The 20,674-nt window shown below is 46.3% G+C and carries 20 protein-coding genes; 12 read left to right on the forward strand and 8 right to left on the reverse strand.

Going from position 1 to position 20,674, the window contains the following annotated elements; all coding sequences use genetic code 11:
* Positions 1 to 120 precede the first annotated feature (120 nt).
* From dapF to coaBC, 8 genes are all read left to right on the forward strand, one after another.
* Positions 121 to 972 carry a diaminopimelate epimerase gene (gene dapF, locus BM056_RS06930; RefSeq protein ID WP_092470090.1) on the forward strand — a complete coding sequence of 284 codons (852 nt, stop codon included), beginning with the start codon at positions 121 to 123 and terminating at the stop codon, positions 970 to 972.
* A 59-nt stretch (positions 973 to 1,031) separates the two neighbouring features.
* Positions 1,032 to 2,216 carry an LL-diaminopimelate aminotransferase gene (locus BM056_RS06935; RefSeq protein ID WP_092470092.1) on the forward strand — a complete coding sequence of 395 codons (1,185 nt, stop codon included), beginning with the start codon at positions 1,032 to 1,034 and terminating at the stop codon, positions 2,214 to 2,216.
* A 119-nt stretch (positions 2,217 to 2,335) separates the two neighbouring features.
* Positions 2,336 to 3,529, forward strand: coding sequence for a pyridoxal phosphate-dependent aminotransferase (locus BM056_RS06940; RefSeq protein ID WP_092470093.1), 1,194 nt, complete (start codon positions 2,336 to 2,338; stop codon positions 3,527 to 3,529).
* Between the two features lie 309 nt (positions 3,530 to 3,838).
* The gene (locus BM056_RS06945) at positions 3,839 to 4,717 is read left to right on the forward strand and encodes a YicC/YloC family endoribonuclease (RefSeq protein WP_092470094.1); all 879 of its coding nucleotides are present in this window, start codon (positions 3,839 to 3,841) and stop codon (positions 4,715 to 4,717) included.
* A 17-nt stretch (positions 4,718 to 4,734) separates the two neighbouring features.
* Positions 4,735 to 5,004: an extracellular matrix/biofilm regulator RemA gene (gene remA / locus BM056_RS06950; protein ID WP_092470096.1), complete on the forward strand. Its 270-nt coding sequence runs from the start codon at positions 4,735 to 4,737 to the stop codon at positions 5,002 to 5,004.
* Between the two features lie 14 nt (positions 5,005 to 5,018).
* The gene (gene gmk / locus BM056_RS06955) at positions 5,019 to 5,627 is read left to right on the forward strand and encodes a guanylate kinase (protein ID WP_092470482.1); all 609 of its coding nucleotides are present in this window, start codon (positions 5,019 to 5,021) and stop codon (positions 5,625 to 5,627) included.
* 29 nt (positions 5,628 to 5,656) lie between these two features.
* Positions 5,657 to 5,881, forward strand: a complete 225-nt coding sequence (rpoZ, locus tag BM056_RS06960) for a DNA-directed RNA polymerase subunit omega (RefSeq protein WP_092470098.1) — start codon at positions 5,657 to 5,659, stop codon at positions 5,879 to 5,881.
* A 12-nt stretch (positions 5,882 to 5,893) separates the two neighbouring features.
* Entirely contained in the window at positions 5,894 to 7,099 is a 1,206-nt protein-coding gene (coaBC, locus tag BM056_RS06965; RefSeq protein WP_092470100.1) for a bifunctional phosphopantothenoylcysteine decarboxylase/phosphopantothenate--cysteine ligase CoaBC, read from the forward strand.
* A 92-nt stretch (positions 7,100 to 7,191) separates the two neighbouring features.
* On the opposite strand, the gene BM056_RS06970 is transcribed toward coaBC, so the two are convergent.
* Positions 7,192 to 7,650, reverse strand: coding sequence for a MarR family winged helix-turn-helix transcriptional regulator (locus BM056_RS06970; RefSeq protein ID WP_092470102.1), 459 nt, complete (start codon positions 7,648 to 7,650; stop codon positions 7,192 to 7,194).
* 204 nt (positions 7,651 to 7,854) lie between these two features.
* Here BM056_RS06970 and cysK point away from each other — a divergent pair, with 204 nt between their 5' ends.
* Positions 7,855 to 8,778 carry a cysteine synthase A gene (gene cysK, locus BM056_RS06975; RefSeq protein WP_092470104.1) on the forward strand — a complete coding sequence of 308 codons (924 nt, stop codon included), beginning with the start codon at positions 7,855 to 7,857 and terminating at the stop codon, positions 8,776 to 8,778.
* Positions 8,779 to 8,873: 95 nt separating this feature from the next.
* Here the strand turns inward: cysK and BM056_RS06980 are convergent, their stop codons facing one another.
* From BM056_RS06980 to BM056_RS07010, 7 genes are all read right to left on the reverse strand, one after another.
* Entirely contained in the window at positions 8,874 to 9,806 is a 933-nt protein-coding gene (locus tag BM056_RS06980; protein ID WP_165613416.1) for a glycosyltransferase family 2 protein, read from the reverse strand.
* 22 nt (positions 9,807 to 9,828) lie between these two features.
* On the reverse strand, positions 9,829 to 10,908 hold the full coding sequence (locus tag BM056_RS06985) for a glycosyltransferase (RefSeq protein WP_207648154.1): 1,080 nt from the start codon (positions 10,906 to 10,908) through the stop codon (positions 9,829 to 9,831).
* A 114-nt stretch (positions 10,909 to 11,022) separates the two neighbouring features.
* Positions 11,023 to 12,480 (reverse strand): MOP flippase family protein, encoded by a 1,458-nt coding sequence (locus BM056_RS06990; protein WP_092470108.1) that lies wholly within the window; start codon positions 12,478 to 12,480, stop codon positions 11,023 to 11,025.
* 60 nt (positions 12,481 to 12,540) lie between these two features.
* Positions 12,541 to 13,395 carry a class I SAM-dependent methyltransferase gene (locus BM056_RS06995; RefSeq protein WP_092470110.1) on the reverse strand — a complete coding sequence of 285 codons (855 nt, stop codon included), beginning with the start codon at positions 13,393 to 13,395 and terminating at the stop codon, positions 12,541 to 12,543.
* A 38-nt stretch (positions 13,396 to 13,433) separates the two neighbouring features.
* Complete coding sequence (locus BM056_RS07000; protein WP_092470112.1) at positions 13,434 to 14,129, reverse strand: acyltransferase; 696 nt, start codon at positions 14,127 to 14,129, stop codon at positions 13,434 to 13,436.
* A gap of 78 nt (positions 14,130 to 14,207) precedes the next feature.
* Complete coding sequence (locus BM056_RS07005; RefSeq protein WP_165613417.1) at positions 14,208 to 16,103, reverse strand: methyltransferase domain-containing protein; 1,896 nt, start codon at positions 16,101 to 16,103, stop codon at positions 14,208 to 14,210.
* Between the two features lie 20 nt (positions 16,104 to 16,123).
* Positions 16,124 to 17,296, reverse strand: a complete 1,173-nt coding sequence (locus BM056_RS07010; RefSeq protein WP_092470116.1) for a DegT/DnrJ/EryC1/StrS family aminotransferase — start codon at positions 17,294 to 17,296, stop codon at positions 16,124 to 16,126.
* Positions 17,297 to 17,515: 219 nt separating this feature from the next.
* On the opposite strand from BM056_RS07010, the gene BM056_RS07015 reads away from it, so the two are divergent.
* The 3 genes from BM056_RS07015 to def all read left to right on the forward strand — a co-directional run bounded on the left by BM056_RS07015 (position 17,516) and on the right by def (position 20,634).
* Positions 17,516 to 17,830, forward strand: a complete 315-nt coding sequence (locus BM056_RS07015) for a hypothetical protein (RefSeq protein WP_092470118.1) — start codon at positions 17,516 to 17,518, stop codon at positions 17,828 to 17,830.
* Positions 17,831 to 17,903: 73 nt separating this feature from the next.
* Complete coding sequence (gene priA, locus BM056_RS07020) at positions 17,904 to 20,147, forward strand: replication restart helicase PriA (RefSeq protein WP_092470119.1); 2,244 nt, start codon at positions 17,904 to 17,906, stop codon at positions 20,145 to 20,147.
* 34 nt (positions 20,148 to 20,181) lie between these two features.
* Positions 20,182 to 20,634, forward strand: coding sequence for a peptide deformylase (def, locus tag BM056_RS07025; protein WP_092470121.1), 453 nt, complete (start codon positions 20,182 to 20,184; stop codon positions 20,632 to 20,634).
* Positions 20,635 to 20,674: the final 40 nt, after the last annotated feature.

Here is a 20,674-nt window from a genome sequence, read left to right on the forward strand (position 1 = left end):
CATGGATTATTGGCCATGGGACAAATATCATGTATACATGAATACATCAGGGAAGGAAAGATTTGACCGGCAGGGAAGTGTTATAATAAACTGAACAAAAAATCGGGAGTGAATAGTCCGTTGAAGTTTACCAAAGTACAGGGATTGGGGAATGATTTCGTTTTAGTCAACATGAAAGAAGTCAGCCGGGAAGAAGAAAAAAATCTGACCGAAAGCCTGGCCGAACTGGCAATCAAGATTTGCGACAGGCATTTCGGTATTGGGGCTGACGGTTTGGTATTATTACGCCCCAGCCAAAAGGCGGATATTGCCATGCAGATAATTAATTCCGACGGGAGTGAAGCTGAAATGTGCGGTAACGCTATTCGCTGCGTTGCCAAATACGCCTATGAGCGGGGGCTGTTCGATAAAACCACGCTGCAAGTGGAAACAGCCGCCGGAATTATGGTTCCGGAATTAATTATTGAAGGTTCGGCAGTTGCCGCCGTCAGGGTCGATATGGGTGTGCCCCGGTTGGAGCGGGAGCAGATTCCAATGACCGGCCCTGCAGGCAGAGTCGTTAACGAACCACTTGAAGCGGAAGGTAAGGTTTATCATATTACCACCGTATCCATGGGTAATCCACATTGCATAATTTTTGTTCCCGATGTGCATGCTGTTCCACTGGAAAACCTGGGACCAGTGCTGGAAACACACAACCTTTTCCCCCGTAAAACCAATGTGGAGTTTGTTCAAGTTTTAAATGATCACGAAGTGCGGATGAGGGTTTGGGAAAGAGGTGCCGGTCCCACCCTGGCTTGCGGCACCGGGGCATGCGCAACGGCGGTGGCGGCAGCCTTAAACGGCTTAACCGGCAGGAAAGTCCGGGTGTACCTGCACGCCGGCCCGCTGGACATTGAATGGGCCGGTGACGACCGGGTATATATGACCGGCCCGGCACAGGAAGTTTTTACGGGTAATTATCCTGTTTAAGACAGGAATATAAGAATATAGAACATGGATGGTTGATTTTACAAGGAGGTCGTGTGTAATTGAGTTTACAATTGGAAGAAGCCCAAAGGATTAAAAATTTACCCCCCTATCTGTTTGCCCGTATTGAAAAATTAATTGCTGCCAAACGCAAGGCAGGTGTGGACGTCATCAGCCTGGGTATTGGTGACCCGGACATGCCGACCCCCGGCCATATAATTGAAGAGTTACAAAAACAAGCGGAAGTGCCCGCCAACCACCAGTATCCATCCTCCGTTGGAATGCTTTCTTACCGCCAGGCGGTGGCCCGGTGGTACCAAAACCGCTTTGGAGTGGAGCTTAACCCCGACAGCGAAATAGTTTCCGTTATTGGTTCCAAGGAAGGGATAGCCCATATTGCCTGGTGTTACCTTAACCCTGGCGATACGGTGCTGGTGCCCGATCCGGGCTATCCTGTTTACGCGGGGGGAGCCATTTTGGCCGGTGCCGAGCCATATTACATGCCTTTGGAGGCTGAAAAGGGCTTTCTGCCCGACCTGGGGGCGATACCTGCCGATGTTGCCCGCAGGGCCAAGATGATGTTTATTAATTACCCCAACAACCCGACAGGTGCGGTGGCAGGTGAAGAATTTTATCAGGAAGTAATTGCTTTTGCCAGAGAAAACAATATTCTGATTTGCCACGACGCAGCCTATTCGGAGATGTCCTATGACGGGTATAAGCCGCCCAGCTTCCTGCAGTTCCAGGGCGCTATTGATGTGGGCATTGAATTTCATTCCGTCTCCAAATCCTATAATATGACCGGCTGGCGGATCGGCTGGGCTGCCGGCCACCCCGCAGTGGTTGAAGCGCTGGGGCGTCTTAAATCCAATATTGATTCCGGGCAGTTCCAGGCTGTTCAGTATGCTGCAATTAAAGGTTTGACCGGACCCCAGGATGATGTAAGCAAAATGCAAAAGATTTACCAGGAAAGAAGGGACATTCTAGTTGATGCCCTGAACGGGATGGGCTGGAGCCTGACCAAACCAAAGGCAACCTTCTATGTTTGGGCACCTGTGCCGGCAGGCCATACTTCTGAGTCCTTTGCCGAACTGGTGTTGGAAAAGGCCGGTGTGGTTATCACTCCGGGTACAGGCTACGGCGAGAATGGAGCAGGATTTTTCCGTATCGCCCTGACCGTGCAAAAAGAGCGCATGATTGAGGCGCTGGAAAGAATGAAGCAAAATATCGGGACTGTAAAGTTTTAAATATAGGAGTCAGGAGTCAGAATTCAGGAGTTAGAATAAAAACACTTTGTTGGCTTGTGATATTCTGAATACTGACTCCTGGCTACTGACTACTTTGTTTATTACAGGAGGAGAAACAAATGCTATTAGCTGATAGGGCAAAAAACATCAGCCCGTCACCAACTCTGTCCATTGATGCTCAGGCTAAAAAAATGATTGCCGAAGGCATCAATGTTGTTAATTTTGGCGTAGGTGAACCCGACTTCGAGACGCCGGAAAATATCAAGCTGGCGGCCAAGGAAGCCATAGACCAAGGCATGACCAGGTATACTCCCGTTGCCGGGATACTGCCCCTGCGCCAGGCCATTGTTAAAAAATTTGCCGATGACAACGGGCTAACTTATGAACCCGGGCAAATTGTTGTTTCAGCGGGTGCCAAACACTCACTTTATAATGCTTTCCAGGTATTGTGCCAGGCAGGGGACGATGTTATTTTACCGGCCCCGTACTGGGTCAGCTATCTTGAACAAATCAAGTTAACCGGGGCTAAGCCGGTGGTAATTCCCACCCGCATTGAAAATAGTTTTAAACTCACACCCGGGGAATTAGCCGCAGCTATTACGCCAAATACCAAAGCGATCATATTAAACAGTCCCAGCAATCCAACCGGCGCTGTTTACTCCCGGGAAGAACTGACCGCACTGGGAGAGCTGCTGGTTAAACATAACATAGCCATTATTTCTGATGAAATATATGAAAAACTATTATATGACGGCAACGAACATGTGAGTATCGCCTCTTTGAGCCCGGAATTAAAAGAGCTTACCGTAGTGATTAACGGGGTTTCCAAAACCTATGCCATGACCGGCTGGCGTATCGGTTACGCCGCGGCGCCGCCACCCGTGGCCAAAGCTATGGCGGACCTGCAAAGCCACTCCACCTCCAATTCCACCTCTATTGCCCAGGCGGCTACAGTTGAGGCGCTGGTAGGGACGCAGGAGCCGGTTAAAAAAATGGTTGCCGAATTTGTGAAGCGCAGAGACTATATGGTGGAAAGGATGAATGCCATTCCGGGGGTTAACTGCGACAGACCGGGCGGTGCGTTTTACGTCTTTCCGGAAATTAAGTCACTGCTGGGCAGAAGTTATGACGGTACTGTAATCAACGGCGCCTCGGATCTGGCGGCCGTGCTGCTGGAAAAAGCTCACGTTGCCATCGTGCCCGGTGTAGCTTTTGGTGATGATACTTGCTTCAGGCTCTCCTACGCCACCTCAATGGAAAATATTAAAGAAGGTGTTGACAGGATAGAAAAAGTAATCACTCAGCTGAAGTGAATTAACGCCGGCCTTTTAGGCCGGCATTTTAATTTAAATTGGGGCCATTTTTCTCCGACTCTGAGGCATTCTGTCATGGCAAAGAGCGAAGCGACGTGGCAATCTCATTCTTCTGACTTTATCTGGTATTAAAGGGTGCTGCCGCATATAATATAAAGTTAGAAGTTTATTTTTTTTGACTAGGGGTTTCCTTTTCAGATATAATTAACCGGAATTCAAAGGAATTCTTTAATTAAGGTAGAAAATATATTGTTTGTAACTGGAGTTAATACTAAGGTAAATACACTTTGCGCATTGGGTGGTGAGAAATTGATAAAAAGCATGACCGGGTTTGGTCGCGGGGAAATAAACAACGAAAAAGTTAAAATTAATGTTGAAATGAAATCCGTAAATCATCGGTATTGCGAAATTGTTTTACGTATGCCCCGGTTATTAAATGTACTGGAGGACAGGATCAAACGGGTTATTCAAAAAAGAATTGCCCGCGGCAGGGTTGAAGTCTATATCAAAATAGAACTTTGCGGCGAGAACAGAGCGCTGGTAAGGGCCGACGGCGAATTAGCGGCGTCGTACCTTAAGGCTTTGACCGAATTAAACAGCAAATTTAATTTGCCTGGTGAAATTAAAATCTCCAAGTTGCTGCAACTGCCGGGAGTTTTTAATCTGGAAGAGCCCGAGGAAGATGTTGAATTATGGTGGCCCACTCTGGAAAGTACTTTGCATCATGCCCTTGATGGCCTGATGCAAATGCGTATTAAAGAAGGTAAACAGTTGTCTGAAGATGTTGTGGTCAGGGCAAAGCGCATTTCCGAAATGGTAGCCCAAATAGAGCGGCGCTCCCCGGTGGTGGTAGAGGAATACCGGGAGCGGCTTAAACAGCGGCTTAAAGATATACTGGAACAAGGTAACCTGGACCCGTCCAGGCTGGAAGGGGAAGTTGTTATTTTTGCAGAGCGTTCAAGCATTACGGAGGAAATCGTCAGGTTGGGCAGCCATTTAACTCAACTGGCAGGGTGTTTGAACAGCGACGAGTCTGTGGGTAGAAAAATGGATTTCCTGCTTCAGGAAATGAATCGGGAAATAAATACCATTGCATCAAAAGCTTCAGACCTGACTATTAATAGTCTTGTGGTTGAGGTAAAAAGTGAACTGGAGAAGATTAGAGAACAAATCCAAAACATGGAATAAACGAGGAGGACGGCAATATGGATATAAAACTTGTAAACATAGGTTTTGGCAATATAGTTTCAGCCAATAGAATAATCGCCATTGTCAGCCCCGAATCCGCACCGATTAAGAGAATCATCACTGAGGCCAGGGACAGGGGGATGCTGGTGGATGCCACTTACGGGCGTCGTACCAGGGCGGTTATTATCACTGACAGCGATCATGTCATTCTTTCCGCCGTTCAGCCGGAAACTGTAGCACATCGTCTGGTTAACAAAGACGGCTCGCTTAAAAACGATGAAGAGTAACAGGGTTGGCCGGTATGAAGAGCAAAGGAAATTTAATTGTCATTTCAGGTCCCTCCGGTTCCGGCAAGGGTACTGTTTGTCACGCCTTGACTGAAGAAAACCCCGGTCTGCTGGTGTCGGTGTCGGCTACAACCAGAAAGCCCCGGGGCGTAGAGCAAGACGGAATTGATTATTTTTTTTTAACCAGGGAACAATTTGAGGAGATGATTGCCGCGGACCGCCTGCTGGAATGGGCGGATGTATATGGCAATTATTACGGTACGCCGCGGGAACCTGTTGAAAAAAATCTTTCCGGGGGACGGGATGTTATTCTGGAAATTGATGTTCAAGGAGGCTTACAGATTAAGAACAAATATCCACAATGTGTTTTGATTTTCTTGATTCCCCCTTCCCGCAGTCAGTTGGCAACCCGCCTTAAACAGCGCGGCACCGACAGTGCCGGTGATATTGAACGCCGGCTGAGTTGGGCTGAAAGGGAGCTCAAGGAAGTTCATAAATACGACTATCTGGTTATTAACGACCAGGTTGAAGCAGCGGCGCGAAAAATTAACGCTATTGTCACCGCAGAAAGCTGCCGTCCCGCGCTAATGGACGTGGAATCATTTTTGAAAACTAATTGGTAATAATATCTAAAAGTCGGAGGGATAATGCGATGGCGATGCATAAGCCTTCTCTTGATAAATTAATGCAAAGGGTTGATAGCCGGTATTCACTTGTGGTTATTACGGCCAAAAGGGCACGCCAGCTTACTGAAATAGCGCTGCAGCAGGATGTCGATAAGGACGGAGAAGCTGCCGGCAACCCTGTTTCTTCGGCGCTGTTTGAGGTAGTTAAAGGTAATATCAAATTCAGAAGAACCAGGCAAGGCATAAAATAATGGGGGTGCCGTATGATTAAAGGCAAGTTTGTCGTTATCGGTGTAACCGGGGGTATAGCGGCACACCGCGCACTTGACCTGACCAGCACGCTGGTTAAGGCAGGGGCGGAAGTACATGTAATTATGACCCACGGAGCCCGGGAATTTATCGGCCCCCTTGCCTTTGAAGCCCTTTCCGGTAACCGGGTGCATGTCGACACGTTCAGTGCACCGCCGGGTTGGCGTTTTCCACACCTGGAGCTGGCCAGGAAGGCCGATATAGCTCTGGTGATGCCTGCTACAGCCAATATCATGGCTAAGATAGCCTATGGCATGGCCGACGATTTGCTTACTACTTCAATATTGGCTATGACCTGCCCTGTTTTGGTTTGTCCTGCCATGAACGTATATATGTACCGCAACAGCGTAGTGCAGGAAAACATTAAACGGCTGCGGAAATTAGGCTTTGTCCTGGTGGAGCCGGATGTCGGCAGACAGGCCTGCGGGGATGAAGGACCCGGCCGTCTGGCCGCTGTTGAGGATATTGTAAAACTAATTAAAAAAGTATTTGAACCGGAAGGTGACCTTGCCGGCAGCCAGGTGTTGGTGACGGCCGGGGGAACCAGGGAACCTATTGATCCGGTCAGGTATATCTCCAACCGGAGTTCCGGTAAAATGGGTTACGCTCTGGCAGCGGCGGCTGTCAACAGGGGAGCGGTTGTGCACCTGGTGACAGCCCCGACCTGTCTGGAACCTCCTGATGGTGTTAAAACTTATCACGTAAAAACCGCGCTGGAAATGTTGCGGGAGGTTATGAACCTGTATCAGCAGGTTGATGTCGTGGTTAAGGCGGCAGCAGTTGCGGATTATCGTCCCAAAATGGTTTCAAAGCAGAAAATCAAAAAAAACGACTCCGGGTTAATCATCGAGCTGGAAAAGAATGCAGATATTCTTTTTGAGCTGGGCCAACAAAAAAAACACCAGATACTGGTTGGCTTTGCGGCAGAGACGGAAGACCTGATCAATAACGCGCAGCAGAAGGTAGCCAAAAAAAACCTGGACTTTTTAGTCGCCAATGACGTTACCCAGCCAGGCGCCGGGTTTGGCACTGATACCAATATCGCTAAATTGGTTTTTCCCGATAGGCGAATAGAATCTTTGCCCATGATGGACAAGCTGGAACTGGCCGACAGGATCTGGGATGAAGTCGTTAAACTCAGGTACGGGAAAACAAAATAATGCGGCGGATTATTCCGCCGCATCGTTACTTGAAGCTTGGTAACATGCCACTGCCTGCTTTCGCCTGCTGCTATTGCACTCCCGCAACTGGATTACTCCATGCCTTCTCTTAATCTCTGCAGTAAAGACAAAAATAGTTCTTTTTCGTCTATTGTCAAACCCGACATGGTCTCTTGGGTAAAAGCAAGGTGTACGGGTAAAATAATTTCCAGCAGGTTGGTGGCTTTAGGTGTCAGCTTGGCCCTGAACACCCGGCGGTCCCGGCGGTCCACTTCCCGAACCACCAGGTCGTCTTTTTCCATCCGGTCGATCAGCCCGGTGATATTGGCCCTGCTAACAAACATCCGCTCACCCAGCTCAGATAAAGCCAACCCCTGTTCGCCTGCTTGACGAAGCTGCATCAGTGCGTTGAATTTGGGTTGGGAAAGGCCAAACCTGGCAAAATGTCTGGCCATGGTGTCTTCGAAAACATCATGACATTTTATCAGCTCAATAACCGTTCTAACGGCAAGGTAGGAGTCTTTTTTTTCCTTTTCATTTGGGTCAGTCATTTTATATTTCCTCCATTTTTTTATTTTAAAAATAATAATTGGCATTTGTCAATAAAGAAGACTTGGTTCAGGTGAGGTTTTTGACCCCATCTGAGCCCTTAGTCGCACTTATTTCGAGTTTACAGCCTGTTAATCCCCGACCTGAGAGGGCGGGGTTTTACAGGCTGTACGAAGATAAAAACTCACGGAAGGACGTAAGACATCATGCCTGATATAAAAGAAAGCGTACTTGAGCTTGTTTGCCGTACGCCGGTGGTGCGGTTGCATAAAGTAAAGGATAATTGTCCGGCAGACATACTGGTCAAGTTGGAAATGTTTAATCCCAGTGGAAGCGCCAAAGCCAGGGCAGCACTGGGGATGATTACCGCAGCCGAACAAAAAGGCACGATTAAACCGGGCGCGACGATTGTCGAACCGACCAGCGGCAACCAGGGCATCGCACTGGCCATGGTAGGCGCAGTCAAGGGATACCGGGTTATTGTGGTTATGCCCGATTCCATGAGCAAGGAAAGAAGACAGCTGGCCAGGGCCTACGGCGCAGAGGTGGTGCTGACGCCGGCTGCGGAAGACGTTGACGGGGCTGTCCGCAAAGCCAGGGAACTTACTGCTCAAATTCCGGGTGCCTGGATGCCGGACCAGTTTTCCAACCCCGAAAACCCGGCATTCCATGAGCGGACCACTGCCAGGGAAATTATGGAACAAGTGGAAGGGGAGATTCACGCCTATATTGCCGGTGTTGGCACAGGCGGCACGCTAACCGGTGTGGCCAGGGTTTTAAAAAGCCGCTACCCGGGGCTTAAAGTCTATGCCGTCGAGCCGAAGGGCTCCGCTGTTCTATCGGGCGGCAAGCCCGGACCCCACGGCATCCAGGGCATCGGCGACGGTTTCGTCCCCGAAAATCTGGACTTATCTTTAGTTGATTCACCTTATGCGGTGGGCGATGAGGAGGCCTATACCATGACCAGGCGGCTGGCTCGGGAGGAAGGGATACTAACCGGCATCTCCGGCGGCGCCGCCGTTGTTGCCGCTCTGGCTGTCGGCCGGGAGCTGGGCGCCGGTAAAACTGTACTAACGATATTACCGGACACAGGCGAGCGTTACCTCAGCACTCCTGTATTTGAAAGCTAAAGGGAGCATAGGCTCTCTTTTTTTTTGGTCAGGGGAAGGGGGCAGGCTTGAAATATCTCTTTATTTAAGAAAGATAATTGAACTGAATTAAGATTTTAAAAAAATCTGGAATTTCTCCAATTTAACCATGTTTTCCATAGTTTCAGGTACATTTTACTTCCAAATAAAGAAGCCCCTAGAGAGACCAGCGACTTAATGTTGGGCTTTACAAAAAAACTCTCCCATAGGTACTTCCTGGCTAACGCAATTTCATCCCCGTTAATTTTAATCAAGGCATAAAAACGTAATATCCGGCACGCCGTGTTGGGATATCTTAAATAATCATCGCGATACTTAGCAATAATCCTACCCATGGCAGCATCATATGCTGCCATATTTTTACTAATACTGTCTTGGGTATGATAAGCTCTTACCAAAGGCTCGTTTATATATGAAAAACGATAATTACGTGCTATACGAATCCACAAATCCCAGTCTTGCAGTCTGGGCATTTCTTCGTCAAACATGCCACAGTCAACAATGCATTGACGTCTTGCCAGTACCGTTTGCGTAGTAATAAAGTTGCCTTTTAGAAGTTGTTGGTGAATATATCCTTCCTTCTTAGAAATATGATCCCCGGGAATGTAAGTAACCTCGTCTCCTTTTAAGCGTAAAAAACCTGTATAAACAGCAGCAACTTCATGGCTTGTAGCCTCTAATACGCCTACTTGTTTCTCCAGTTTTTCCGGCAGCCATTCGTCATCGCTATCCTGAAAAGCTACAAATTCGGCGCAGGCAGTTTTGATACCTGTATTTCTGGCTGCATTGGCACCCTGGTTGGAATCATGCCGAATATAACGAATACGAGGATCGTTAACGCTGGATACCACTTCTATCGTATTATCGGTAGACCCGTCATCCACTATGATTAATTCCAAGTCATTAAAAGTCTGGCCTAAAATGCTTTTTATTGCTCGATCCAGTGTGTGTGCCCGGTTGTACGTTGGGATCACCACGCTCACCTTTGGCTTTTTTTCTGCATCATCCACTATGTTTATCACCCTTCCTCGCCTACCGGCAAGCCAACTCCCTATAAATTTCCGATAAATAAACCCCTTGTTTTTGAGCATTGTATTTTGTTTCTATATGCCTACGACTGTGTTCAAGCATTGACAGCCATTTATCGGGATGACTGACTAACCATTTAAGGTGTGCCAACAATCCCCCAACGTTTCGTTCTTCCGCCAACAATCCAGTATAGCCGTTAAGAATAACCTCGGGAATGTCACAATGTGTCGTACTGATCACCGGCATTCCTGTGGCTGCCATTTCTATAATCGTTACCGGTGCCCCTCCTTCGGTATCACCATCGCTTGCAGTAATGCTTGGCGAAAGAAAAACATGGTGTTTGTAAGCTTCTTCGAACAGCACATTATAGGGTTGGAAACCAAGCATACGCACTATGGGTTTTAGATTATGTTTCTTAATAACAGATAAAATTCTCTCTTTTTCAACCAGGCTCGCCGGTTTACTGCCGGCGTCACCGATAACGGTGATTTGCAGGGGGACATCGTGTTGCAATCTTCCCAAGGCTTCCAGGGCATAAGGAATACCTTTTTTTTCCCGGAACGAAGCTGCGATAAGAACGCGCAAAGGCTCGCCCGGACTCCATGCCCTGGGTTTAAATGAAATTTCATCTGCCCTGACACCAAGATGATGTACCAGCACTTTATGTTCCGGACATCCCATTTCTTTTATACACTTCGCCATATGAGATCCTTCACAAAGAATATAATCCACGTGCATAAAAAGGGTATTGTAGCGTTCACGCCAACGGGGATCAATAGTAGGCAAATGATTGACATCAAATCCGTAAAAAGTAACCAGATGCCTCAACCCTGCCCGCCGGGCCGCCACCATATTTTTCCATCCTGTATGCCCAAAGTGAGAGTGTAATACTGAAGCTTGACACTCCTTTGCCAGCTGTACCAGAAAGTCTGTATTATTTCGTATGCCCAGCTTACACAGAGCTATGTTCAACAGGTAACGCCAGGACGAGGCCCTGCTTATTACATGAATCTTAGGTAAATAAAACTGGTCAAGGTTTTCTGTTGCTTCGCAGACAACATGATTCTTTACAAAAGGAAGCAAATATTTAATTTGATTGTACAGTCAGGTTTCCGTTTGCGGGAGCCAACGGGGAACCGAGTGAATTAATGTAATTTCTTTATTGATCATACTAAAAGACCTCTCATCATAAAAGCTTTATCGACTCCTAAACCACTGTTTGCGCAATAACTCTTTTATTTCTCTGTAAGCCTTAATATTAAATGCATGCAGCAATATCAAGTAAATCAGTATCCCAAAACAAACTTGCGACAATAAATATTCCCAGTGCCGCCAGTTAAGCGGCAGCATAAACCCCAAAACCCAAACAGCAATTCCCATTAAAACAGTACAATAAAAAGACCCGGATAAATTTTTCAGCATTTCCCCAAAACTCAGGCCAATCAAACGCCCCGGAATTGCCCAGGCCGGGTACCAAAGTACGATACAGCCGCTAAGGACATATGCCGCTGCTACACCTGTAATACCCCACCGTAAGCCGATGATAATTGAAGTGCCTTTTATTAATCCGGCAAACAGGCTCCACTTAAACATTAGGTCCGTTCGCCCCTGGGAAGTATAGATCCAGCCAACCGTAGTTCCCACAGACTGCATCGCGCCGTTTAAACAAAATATCTTGAGGACCGGAATCACTCCCTGCCACTTATTACCATATATTGTTGCTATAAATGGTTCTGCAACCACCAGCAGGCCCATCATTAAGGGGAAAGTGACCAAGGCTATTATTCGTGTCGAACGAAGGTAAACTTCTTTTGTTTTGCTGAGATCTTTTTGAATTGCGGACATAGCCGGAAACATTACCAGGGATATAACTCTTGATATCTGAGTAAGAGGCAGCAGCATCAGGCTGTAAGCCCTGGTATAGATACCCAACGCTGTTGAACTGATATACTTGCCTATTAGCACATTATCAAGATTTCTAATCCAGTAATTTATAACATTGAAACCCAACAGGCTAGTGCTGAAGCCGGTTAATTCTTTAAGCGCTCCGGTATCGTAGTGCCAAGTGGGACGCCATGTTGAACACAACCACATTATAACTACAGAAGTGACTGTTAATACAAGGGATTGGATTACCATACTCCATACTCCGAAACCTGACAAAGCAGCAACTGTGGCTGCAGATCCGGATATAAAAACCGCGGCAATTTCAATCTTGGCTAACCTTCGAAAATCCATTGCTTTTTGTAATAGGGCATTATGTACTACCTTAAATGCCCCGATAACGAAATTAAAGGCAATTGCCATGGTTAGCAAACGCAGGGCCGGCTCTTGGTAAAACATGGCTATAAGGGGTGCGGCGGCAATTACAACCGCAGTTAAAACAACTCCGGCAGCAATATTGATCCAAAATACCGTACTTAGGTGCCGTTCTTCAATGCCGGACTTTTGGATTAGCGCCGCCCCCAGGCCCAAATCCGAAAAAAGAGCGGCAAAACCGGTAAAAACGGTGGTCATGCCGATTAAACCAAATTCCCGGGGGCTCATTAAACGCGCCAGAATTACGGAAATTACGAAGTATAACAGTTGGCGTATTAATTGAGCTGCTCCACTCCAGGCAACACCCGACAAGGTTCGAGTCCGCAAATTATCCATTAAAACAAAACAACTCCTGGAGTTTACTTAATTGTTTTTCCCCTTATGATGATAAGCTTTCTATTTCTTCACAACGCGTATAAAAATGTTTACACCGGTTACTGATCTAAATAAACAACTAGAATAACGAAAACATTTGTAAATTAGATAAAAAATTGATAAGCCGGGTAGACGTTTTCTCCGCAACTTCTGGTTAAATTGAAGCTGGTCGACGTCCATGACAGTTAGTCCTAATCCCGGGTATTGCCGTTCAACTTTTCTTATTGCTTTATAAATGCTGTTTTTTGTTACATATTGGAGAGTGTCAAGACCATTAGACGGTCTGCCGAGCATGCGCAAAAAAAGTTTGGCAATTTTATGAGGGAAAAGAGGTAACCAGGGAAGCCTGTAATGTGCTTCAAATGTTCCTCGATAATCCGGGCATCTAATATGAATTCCCCCACCGGGTTTGGTAATGCGTATCATCTCCTTTATTACAAGGTCCGGGTTTTGAACATGCTCTAATGTTTGGTCTGAGTTTATATATTGGAAATGATTATCTAAAAAAGGCAGAGATTCGCCATAGCCTCGTATAAAGCGTGCATACCACTCTTTGGGATAACGTTCGCGGATGATCTTTTCTTTGATGAAGTCCAGTTTCCATTGCTCCGGTTCGATTCCATAACAATCATATCCCTTTTTTAAAGACCAAAATACAAACTGTCCGCAGCCGGCTGCCATATCCAAAATCGGGCCGCAGGTTTGGGTCATTCCGAATAAATTGAAATTTATTTGTGCGGCTCTCTGATAAGATTCATCGTACAGATATTTGGTGACATAGTCGATTCTTTCTTTCGGGAGAGTTCCCCAAAACTCGCTGCTTTCTAGTACCTTTTTCCGCAGAAATGTCATTGCCCATTCAGCGTCATTAATCATTGACTATCTCCCAGTTATTCAGGTTTTCGGGGAAAATATCATAACGTTTTTTTATAAGGCCTCTCAAGGACCACAACTGCCGGGTTACCTTTAGCGACTGAATCATCTGGTATTGAATCTTTTACTCTAGTAACACTGTGGGGCCCGATCCAAGCATCTTTGCCAATAACGGTTCCCGGCAAAACAATTACATTGGAAGCAACTCCCGCGCCATCTTTAAATTCAATAAATCCCTGTATAATGCACTGTTCCTCCGGTAACGCCCCTGTCGAGTACTTATAAGCTCTATTTATATCTTTACCTTTATAATGGAACGATTCTGATAGTACAAATGCCCCCGGCCCAATACCGCATTTTTCTCCTATTCTCACACCACCGTATCCCAATATTAAGGCACCAAACGCAATATCGGTATGACTGCCAATTGATACCAATCCTTTTGGGAAATCATTACAAGGATTTATTTCAATTACATCCCTTTTTTCGTTTTTCGCTTTTGAGCTTCCGGTATGTATAATTACATTTTCTCTAATTTTTACATTATCGCCCATTTCAATAAGCGAGTGCCCCACTATGTGTACGTTGGCACATATATGGAGGTTTTTACCACAAACCCTTAGCCTTTTGGAATAGTACCAACGCCGCAATAAAACTCCTGATTCACCCGGCAAATAAATAATGAACATAAGGGCGATACTTCCAATAATTTGCTTAACCCATTTAAAAATTTTCATACTACCCATACCTTATCTTGAAGTTGAATACTCATATGAAGTACAAAAATCTAGACGAATAATGAAATTACCTTCAATCTATAATTTAGTCAGTACATATATGATTTGTTTAGCAAAGAATCCAGGCATTCGGTACGCTAAAAAACTCCCTTGCGGTACCGTAGCCTGCAAGCTTTTTATCTGCCATCCATAATGCCGGCACATATCTACGAAATCTTTTTTTGTCCATAACCGTACATGCTCTTTCATATGAAAGATAACATCCGTTACTGGAACCCTCCCGAACAATAACCGCATCCTGTGCTGCCAATATCCGGCATTTGGAACTGAAACAATAAGTATATCTGTTAAACACAATAAATTGCCAATTAATTCTTCTGCATCCTGAACATGTTCTGCAACCTGAAGCAAAGTTATAGCATCAAATTTTATTTTTTCCGGTATTTCATTAACATGATAAAAAGTTATGTTCTCCGGAAATTCCGTGGCCCTATAAACATCTGCCCCAAGAAGGTTTTTATACCCATTCTGCTGAAGAAATCTGAGAAATTCACCACTTCCGCACCCATAATCAAGCACCTGATCATGCTTTTTTAAATATTTAAGGGCCATTAAAAATCTTGGGTAGACAACACAATCATTTCCTAGCTTTTTTCGTTTCTCCCAATAGTCATCATAGTCGGAATACTCTATTAAAGGAGCTTTCCGGCTTAAAATATACCCTGCAGTATTACGGCAATTACTGATCCAAGTAAATACTTTTCGGGAAAACGTTACGAAGGGAATCTTTTGCATAACCCTTTGCAAATATTTTTTTAAACCGGGAAGGGGGTCTTTCTTGTTTAAAACAGCTTCATTAAAAAAAATGTAGGGTTTTAAAAATTGGAAAATTGTTATGGACCATCTTTTATTGGATTTACGCCATTTATAGCCCTTTAGGTCACCTTCAATATCTATCCAATATTTCCCATTGTTAACCTGTTTTTGAGTCAACATTTTTTGATCAGTACTTAGCAAATACTGCTGAAGAGGTAAATTGACTCCCTTGAGTGTAGACATGCGAATCCAGAAATCTAATCGCGGATTGATTTCAATAAAATACCATTTCCCATCGTCCTGATTCCATTTAAACTCCATGCCGGCAGGGCCAATATATTTTGTAAATCTACAAAACCTTTCTGTATAATCTTGTAGCTCTGAAATATAGACCGCCTGAGCAACTGTACAAGTTCCAAAGTCAGCCGGATACTGGCGAATTTTCCTGGAAATAAAGCATGATGGAATACTGTTATCTATTGCGGTAACAAACTTAATATTAACTATATTTCTGTTTTCACCCTCAATTAGCCGCTGTACACAGAAATCAATATTTTCTTTTTTTAATTTACTGATAGCTTTTGCTAATTCTTTTGTGTTGTTTACTTGAATAGCCTTTCCTCCGAAAATGGCAGGAAATTTAAGCACATCAACTAGCTTTTTACCATTAAAATTAAAGCGGGATATCAATGGCTTCAATATAGCCGGAAATATATCCCAGTTATTAACCTGTTGACTTTCAAGAGGCGAAAATAGTGTATCAGGTACATTTAAGCCAGCCTTGACTGCTGCCTGGATCATTGGTTTTTTATTAAAAAATGGATTAAGTCTTTCAGACTCTATGTACGGATAAAAATAAAACTCACGCAGATGATCTTGATAAAGGGAAACAATATACGCATATAAATCCTCAGCTAGAAAAAGAACTGGTTTATTAAGCTGTCTTTGACCGAATTTAATTAACCAATTGACAAATGCTTCATGATCATAGATAGGATCTGGAACAACATAGCACTCTTTAACGTAACGTGACTTGAAATTGGCACACTCTTTCGGGTTAAGAGCAACTATGGGAATACCGGCCACCCCTAAGGAAAAAATATGACCATATCCGGCAACAGTTCCGGCAGGATAAACAACAGCTTTTGATTTTCGCATTATTTCCGTGCTGTAAGCAATCATTCCGGTAAAACCGTCCTTACCGTTTCAATCACATCCTTTACATCTTTATCCGTCAGTTTGGCTGAAAGCGGCAGACTGACTGTCCGGCCACCGATGCGTGCAGCGTTGGGATAATCTTCAGGGTTCCAGCCGAAAGTTTGCCGGTAATACGGGTGTTCCGGAATACTACGATAATGAACGCCAACACCAATATTATTAGCGGTCATGGCGTCGATAAAGGAATCCCGGCTGATACCCGATTTTGTATCGTCAACCAGGATAGTATACAGGTGATAGGCATGGCGGCTACTTCCCCCGGCAGTTGGGGGAATTTCAACGGGAAGGCCGGCAAAAGCCAGGTTATACCGCTGCCATATTTCCCGGCGGCGAAGCCAGTTCTGTTCAACCCGCGCTAATTGATGGATACCGATGGCCGCCTGCAGGTCCATCATGCTATATTTAAAACCACATTCCACTACCTGGTAATGTTTAAATCCATCGTCGCTGAAGCGTTTCCAGGCGTCCTTGCTCATACCGTGGAGTCCTAAAACTTTGATTCGTGAAATATCTTCCTCATGACGGGTAAGTACCATACCACCCTCGCCGGTAACAACATTCTTAGTTACATAAAAGGAAAAACAGCCGAAGTCACCGATAGTGCCGGCTTTTCGGCCTTTATATTCTGTTTCTATAGCGTGGGCACAGTCTTCAATAACTTTGAGGTTATACCGGTGGGCAATATCCATTAGCTCATCCATATCACACGGGCGGCCTGCAAAGTGAACCGGTAGAATCGCGCGTGTCCTGGGAGTAATTTTAGCCTTAACCTGCTCAGGATCTATATTCATCGTACGCGGATCCACATCAGCTAATACAGGAACTGCGGCAACGTGGATAATGGCGTTGACAGTGGCACAAAAGGTCAGCGGGGTAGTAATGACTTCATCCCCCGGTTTAATACCAGCGGCCAAAATGCTTAAATGTAAAGCAGCCGTACACGAATTAAGAGCAGCCGCATATTTGACGTCTTTATATGCAGCAAAATCACGCTCAAATTTGGCAACTTTGGGTCCGGTGCCGAGCCACCCTGCGTTCATACTGGCGATGACTTCTTGTATCTCGGCCTTTTCTATAGCGGGAGCACCGAATATAAGAAACTGATCTTTAGACCGGACAGGTAAATTTGTCATAAGATTCCCTTCAATCTATTTGTGTCAATATATGTTATGTTGAAGTCAAATCAGGTGTGTATATGGTCATCGAAGATGTTATTCGAAGGTGAGAATAAGTAAGTGAATAATTCAAGCCTGACCCCTGGAGTATTTTAAGCCTTTTTTTTGAATTCCTTTAACAGGACATGCAACAGCCAACATAATATGGTAGCAAAAATGAGGAGATATTGAATTAAAATGCTGAAATTATTAAAAAAACTTCTCCTCAAACGCAGGCGGCAGATGGATACGCTGTTTGATGTGGCTACCATCCAGGTCGACGACCTGACCGTAACCATGTCTCGCAGGGAAAGAAACACTGATCCTCCTTATGAATTCAGCATGTTTATACCGCGGCTGGAATTCAGGCAGAGATATTATAAAGACAGACAAGAAAAAGACGCGAAAGAAATAATCCTTGAAAATATAAGCATAGTTCATGCACCACAGCACCCGCCCTCGGAAGGCAGCCGGAGCAATGGGAAGTATATTATCCACCATAAAATGGATTGAGGTGCGGCATTAATCTGTTCTATAATTAAGTATGGATACTATAACATTTGACACCGGACTTGAGGGAGAGTAAATGACTGACCAACTGTTTGCCGATGTGCTTGTCGATGTACCGGTTCCTGAAACCGGCCGCACTTTTCAATACCTTGTGCCACGGGAAATACAGCCTTTGTTGCATTTTGGCCACAGGGTGCAGGTGCCGTTTGGCGGGAGAAAGGTAACCGGTTACGTGGTTGGTTTGAGCCACTTCAAGGCGGTTGACAAAATAAAGGAAATTAGCAAATTAGTTGATGAAAAGCCGTTGTTCCGGGAGGATCAATATGCATTAGCCAGGTGGATGGCTGAATATTACCTGTGTGATACAGTGAAATCGCTGCAAGCGGTAATAGCGCCGGTTTTAAAAAAAACCTCCGCGAGGTTGATTACCCGCTATTACTGCAGCGTTGACAGCAGTAAATTACCCGGCCTGCGGGAAGAGCTGGGACGGCGTGCTCCCAAAAGCCTGGCGGCTCTTGAAAAAGCTTTGCTCAGCCCCGGTTTGACCAGGGCGGGACTGGCAGCTGCCGCCGGGGTTTCCACTGCGGTGGTGGACAGATTGTGCGCCAAAGGATTGCTTAAAGCGAAAGACCAGGTTTCATTCCGGGACCCTTACCCGCAGGCGGAAATGGACGTGAGCAAACGGGTAGAATTAAATGTTTTGCAGCAAAAAGCTGTGGGGGAAATCAATAACTCCATTGCCGGCCGCCGGCATCAGGTCTTTTTGCTGCATGGAATAACCGGCAGCGGCAAAACCGAGGTCTACCTGCACTGTATTGAGCAGGTCCTGCGGGAAGGAAGACAGGCTGTTACGCTGGTGCCGGAAATATCTCTGACACCGCAAATGGTCAAGCAATTCAGGTCCAGGTTCGGGCGGGAAGTGGCCGTTTTACACAGCCGGATGTCCGACGGCGAGAGGTTCGACGAGTGGGTACGTATTGAAAGAGGTGAGGCGCCGGTTGTGCTGGGGGCCCGCTCAGCCGTACTGGCGCCTGTCCGTGACCCCGGGCTGATCATTGTGGATGAGGAACATGAGTGGTCTTACAAACAGGAGGAGACACCTAGATACCACGCCCGGGCCGTTGCCCTTTACCGGGCCCAAAAAAGTTCCGGGGTAGTGGTGCTGGGCAGCGCCACACCGTCACTGGAGTCCTATTGTCGTGCCACGCCGGACGGTGTTTACCGGCTGATCAGTATGGATAAGCGGGTTGAAGGCAGGGGGTTGCCCCGGGTTGGCCTGGTTGATATGCGCGAGGAAGCCCGGGCCGGGAACGGGGGCATCTTCAGCCGCCTTCTGATTGCTGAACTGCAAAAAAGGATTGCAGCCGGAGAGCAGGCGATCATATTTTTAAATCGCAGGGGCATGAACACTCTGGCGGTTTGCCGGGAGTGCGGGTTGGTTTTAAAGTGCCCGCGTTGTGATATTTCTCTTACCTACCATACCGAAGGCCGGCTGCGCTGTCATTATTGCAATTATTCGATGCGGGCGCCCAAGCTCTGTCCGGATTGCGGCGACAGTCAGATTAGTTATTTCGGCACGGGGACCCAGCGGGTTGAAAAAGAGCTGCGTGCGGCCATCCCGGGTGCGCGGGTGCTGCGCATGGACGCCGATACTACCACTCGCAAGGGCTCCCACCAGCAAATACTGGAGGAGTTTGAGAGCGGGGCGGCGGATATACTGGTGGGCACCCAAATGATTGCCAAAGGGCTTGATATCAGCGGGGTAACCCTGGTGGGCGTGGTTAATGCGGATATTACCCTGCATATGCCGGATTTCAGGGCGGGGGAACGCACTTTTCAACTGCTGGCCCAGGTGGCCGGGCGGACCGGCCGGGGTGATAAGCCCGGGGATGTATTAATTCAAACTTACACACCGGAACACTATTCCGTTCAGGCAGCGGCCAGGCACGATTATCCTGCTTTTTTTGAAAAAGAAATGTTGCTGCGTAAAACAGCGGGCTACCCGCCTTTTTCCAAAATGGCCAGGGTGCTTGTGACCGGGCCGGAAGAAGGTGCGGTGAAAACCGCGGCGGAAAGGCTGCGGGTTATGCTGGATGAGTTTGCACAAGGACAGGATGGGGGAAGAATATATCTAGTAGGCCCCGCGCCGGCCCCACTGGCCCGTTTAAAAAATACCTGCCGGTGGCATATCATTACCTGGAGCCAGGATTATGGCCAACTGCACCGGATGTTAAAAAAATTCAGGCGGGCGGGCGGGTGCGCGCCGCCGGGCAAGGGTTTGCACGTAAGCCTGGATATAGACCCGTTTAACTTAATGTAATATAAATATATTAATTGGTAAGGGGGCAAACTCCATGGCGGTTTATAAAATTGTAGAAGCCGAGGATGATATTTTAAGGGATAAGGCCCGGCTGGTTACTAAATTTGGCAAAAACACAGAAAGACTTTTAGATAATATGAAGGATACAATGTACGCCAATAAGGGTGTTGGGCTGGCCGCGCCTCAGATTGGCGTGTCCAAACGCGTTATTGTGGTCGACGTGGGGGAAGGTCCGATAGAGTTTATCAATCCGGAAATAATAGATGTAGACGGAACGCAAACCGATTCCGAAGGCTGCCTGAGCGTCCCGGGTGTTTTGGGCGACGTTACCCGTGCCTTGAGAGTAGAAGTTAAGGGCCTGGACCGCAGCGGCAATGAAACCGGAGTCCGGGCGGAAGGTTTTTTGGCCAGAGCTCTGCAGCACGAGATAGATCATTTGGACGGAATCCTTTTTATCGATAAAGCGAAGAATTTGAGAAAAATCTAATGTAACTACGTAGGAGTCAGGAGACAGGAGTCAGAATTCA

The organism is Desulfotruncus arcticus DSM 17038, from assembly GCF_900113335.1.
GTDB classification, from domain to species: Bacteria; Bacillota; Desulfotomaculia; order Desulfotomaculales; family Desulfallaceae; genus Desulfotruncus; species Desulfotruncus arcticus.

Excerpts from the sequence above, each read along its gene's own strand:
- BM056_RS06940 (WP_092470093.1), top strand. The coding sequence starts at position 2,336 with ATGCTATTAGCTGATAGGGCAAAAAACATCAGCCCGTCACCAACTCTG.
- remA (WP_092470096.1), top strand. The coding sequence starts at position 4,735 with ATGGATATAAAACTTGTAAACATAGGTTTTGGCAATATAGTTTCAGCC.
- gmk (WP_092470482.1), top strand. The coding sequence starts at position 5,019 with ATGAAGAGCAAAGGAAATTTAATTGTCATTTCAGGTCCCTCCGGTTCC.
- rpoZ (WP_092470098.1), top strand. The coding sequence starts at position 5,657 with ATGGCGATGCATAAGCCTTCTCTTGATAAATTAATGCAAAGGGTTGAT.
- coaBC (WP_092470100.1), top strand. The coding sequence starts at position 5,894 with ATGATTAAAGGCAAGTTTGTCGTTATCGGTGTAACCGGGGGTATAGCG.
- BM056_RS06970 (WP_092470102.1), bottom strand. The coding sequence starts at position 7,650 with ATGACTGACCCAAATGAAAAGGAAAAAAAAGACTCCTACCTTGCCGTT.
- cysK (WP_092470104.1), top strand. The coding sequence starts at position 7,855 with ATGCCTGATATAAAAGAAAGCGTACTTGAGCTTGTTTGCCGTACGCCG.
- BM056_RS06990 (WP_092470108.1), bottom strand. The coding sequence starts at position 12,480 with ATGGATAATTTGCGGACTCGAACCTTGTCGGGTGTTGCCTGGAGTGGA.
- BM056_RS06995 (WP_092470110.1), bottom strand. The coding sequence starts at position 13,395 with ATGATTAATGACGCTGAATGGGCAATGACATTTCTGCGGAAAAAGGTA.
- BM056_RS07000 (WP_092470112.1), bottom strand. The coding sequence starts at position 14,129 with ATGAAAATTTTTAAATGGGTTAAGCAAATTATTGGAAGTATCGCCCTT.
- BM056_RS07005 (WP_165613417.1), bottom strand. The coding sequence starts at position 16,103 with ATGCGAAAATCAAAAGCTGTTGTTTATCCTGCCGGAACTGTTGCCGGA.
- BM056_RS07010 (WP_092470116.1), bottom strand. The coding sequence starts at position 17,296 with ATGACAAATTTACCTGTCCGGTCTAAAGATCAGTTTCTTATATTCGGT.
- BM056_RS07015 (WP_092470118.1), top strand. The coding sequence starts at position 17,516 with ATGCTGAAATTATTAAAAAAACTTCTCCTCAAACGCAGGCGGCAGATG.
- priA (WP_092470119.1), top strand. The coding sequence starts at position 17,904 with ATGACTGACCAACTGTTTGCCGATGTGCTTGTCGATGTACCGGTTCCT.
- def (WP_092470121.1), top strand. The coding sequence starts at position 20,182 with ATGGCGGTTTATAAAATTGTAGAAGCCGAGGATGATATTTTAAGGGAT.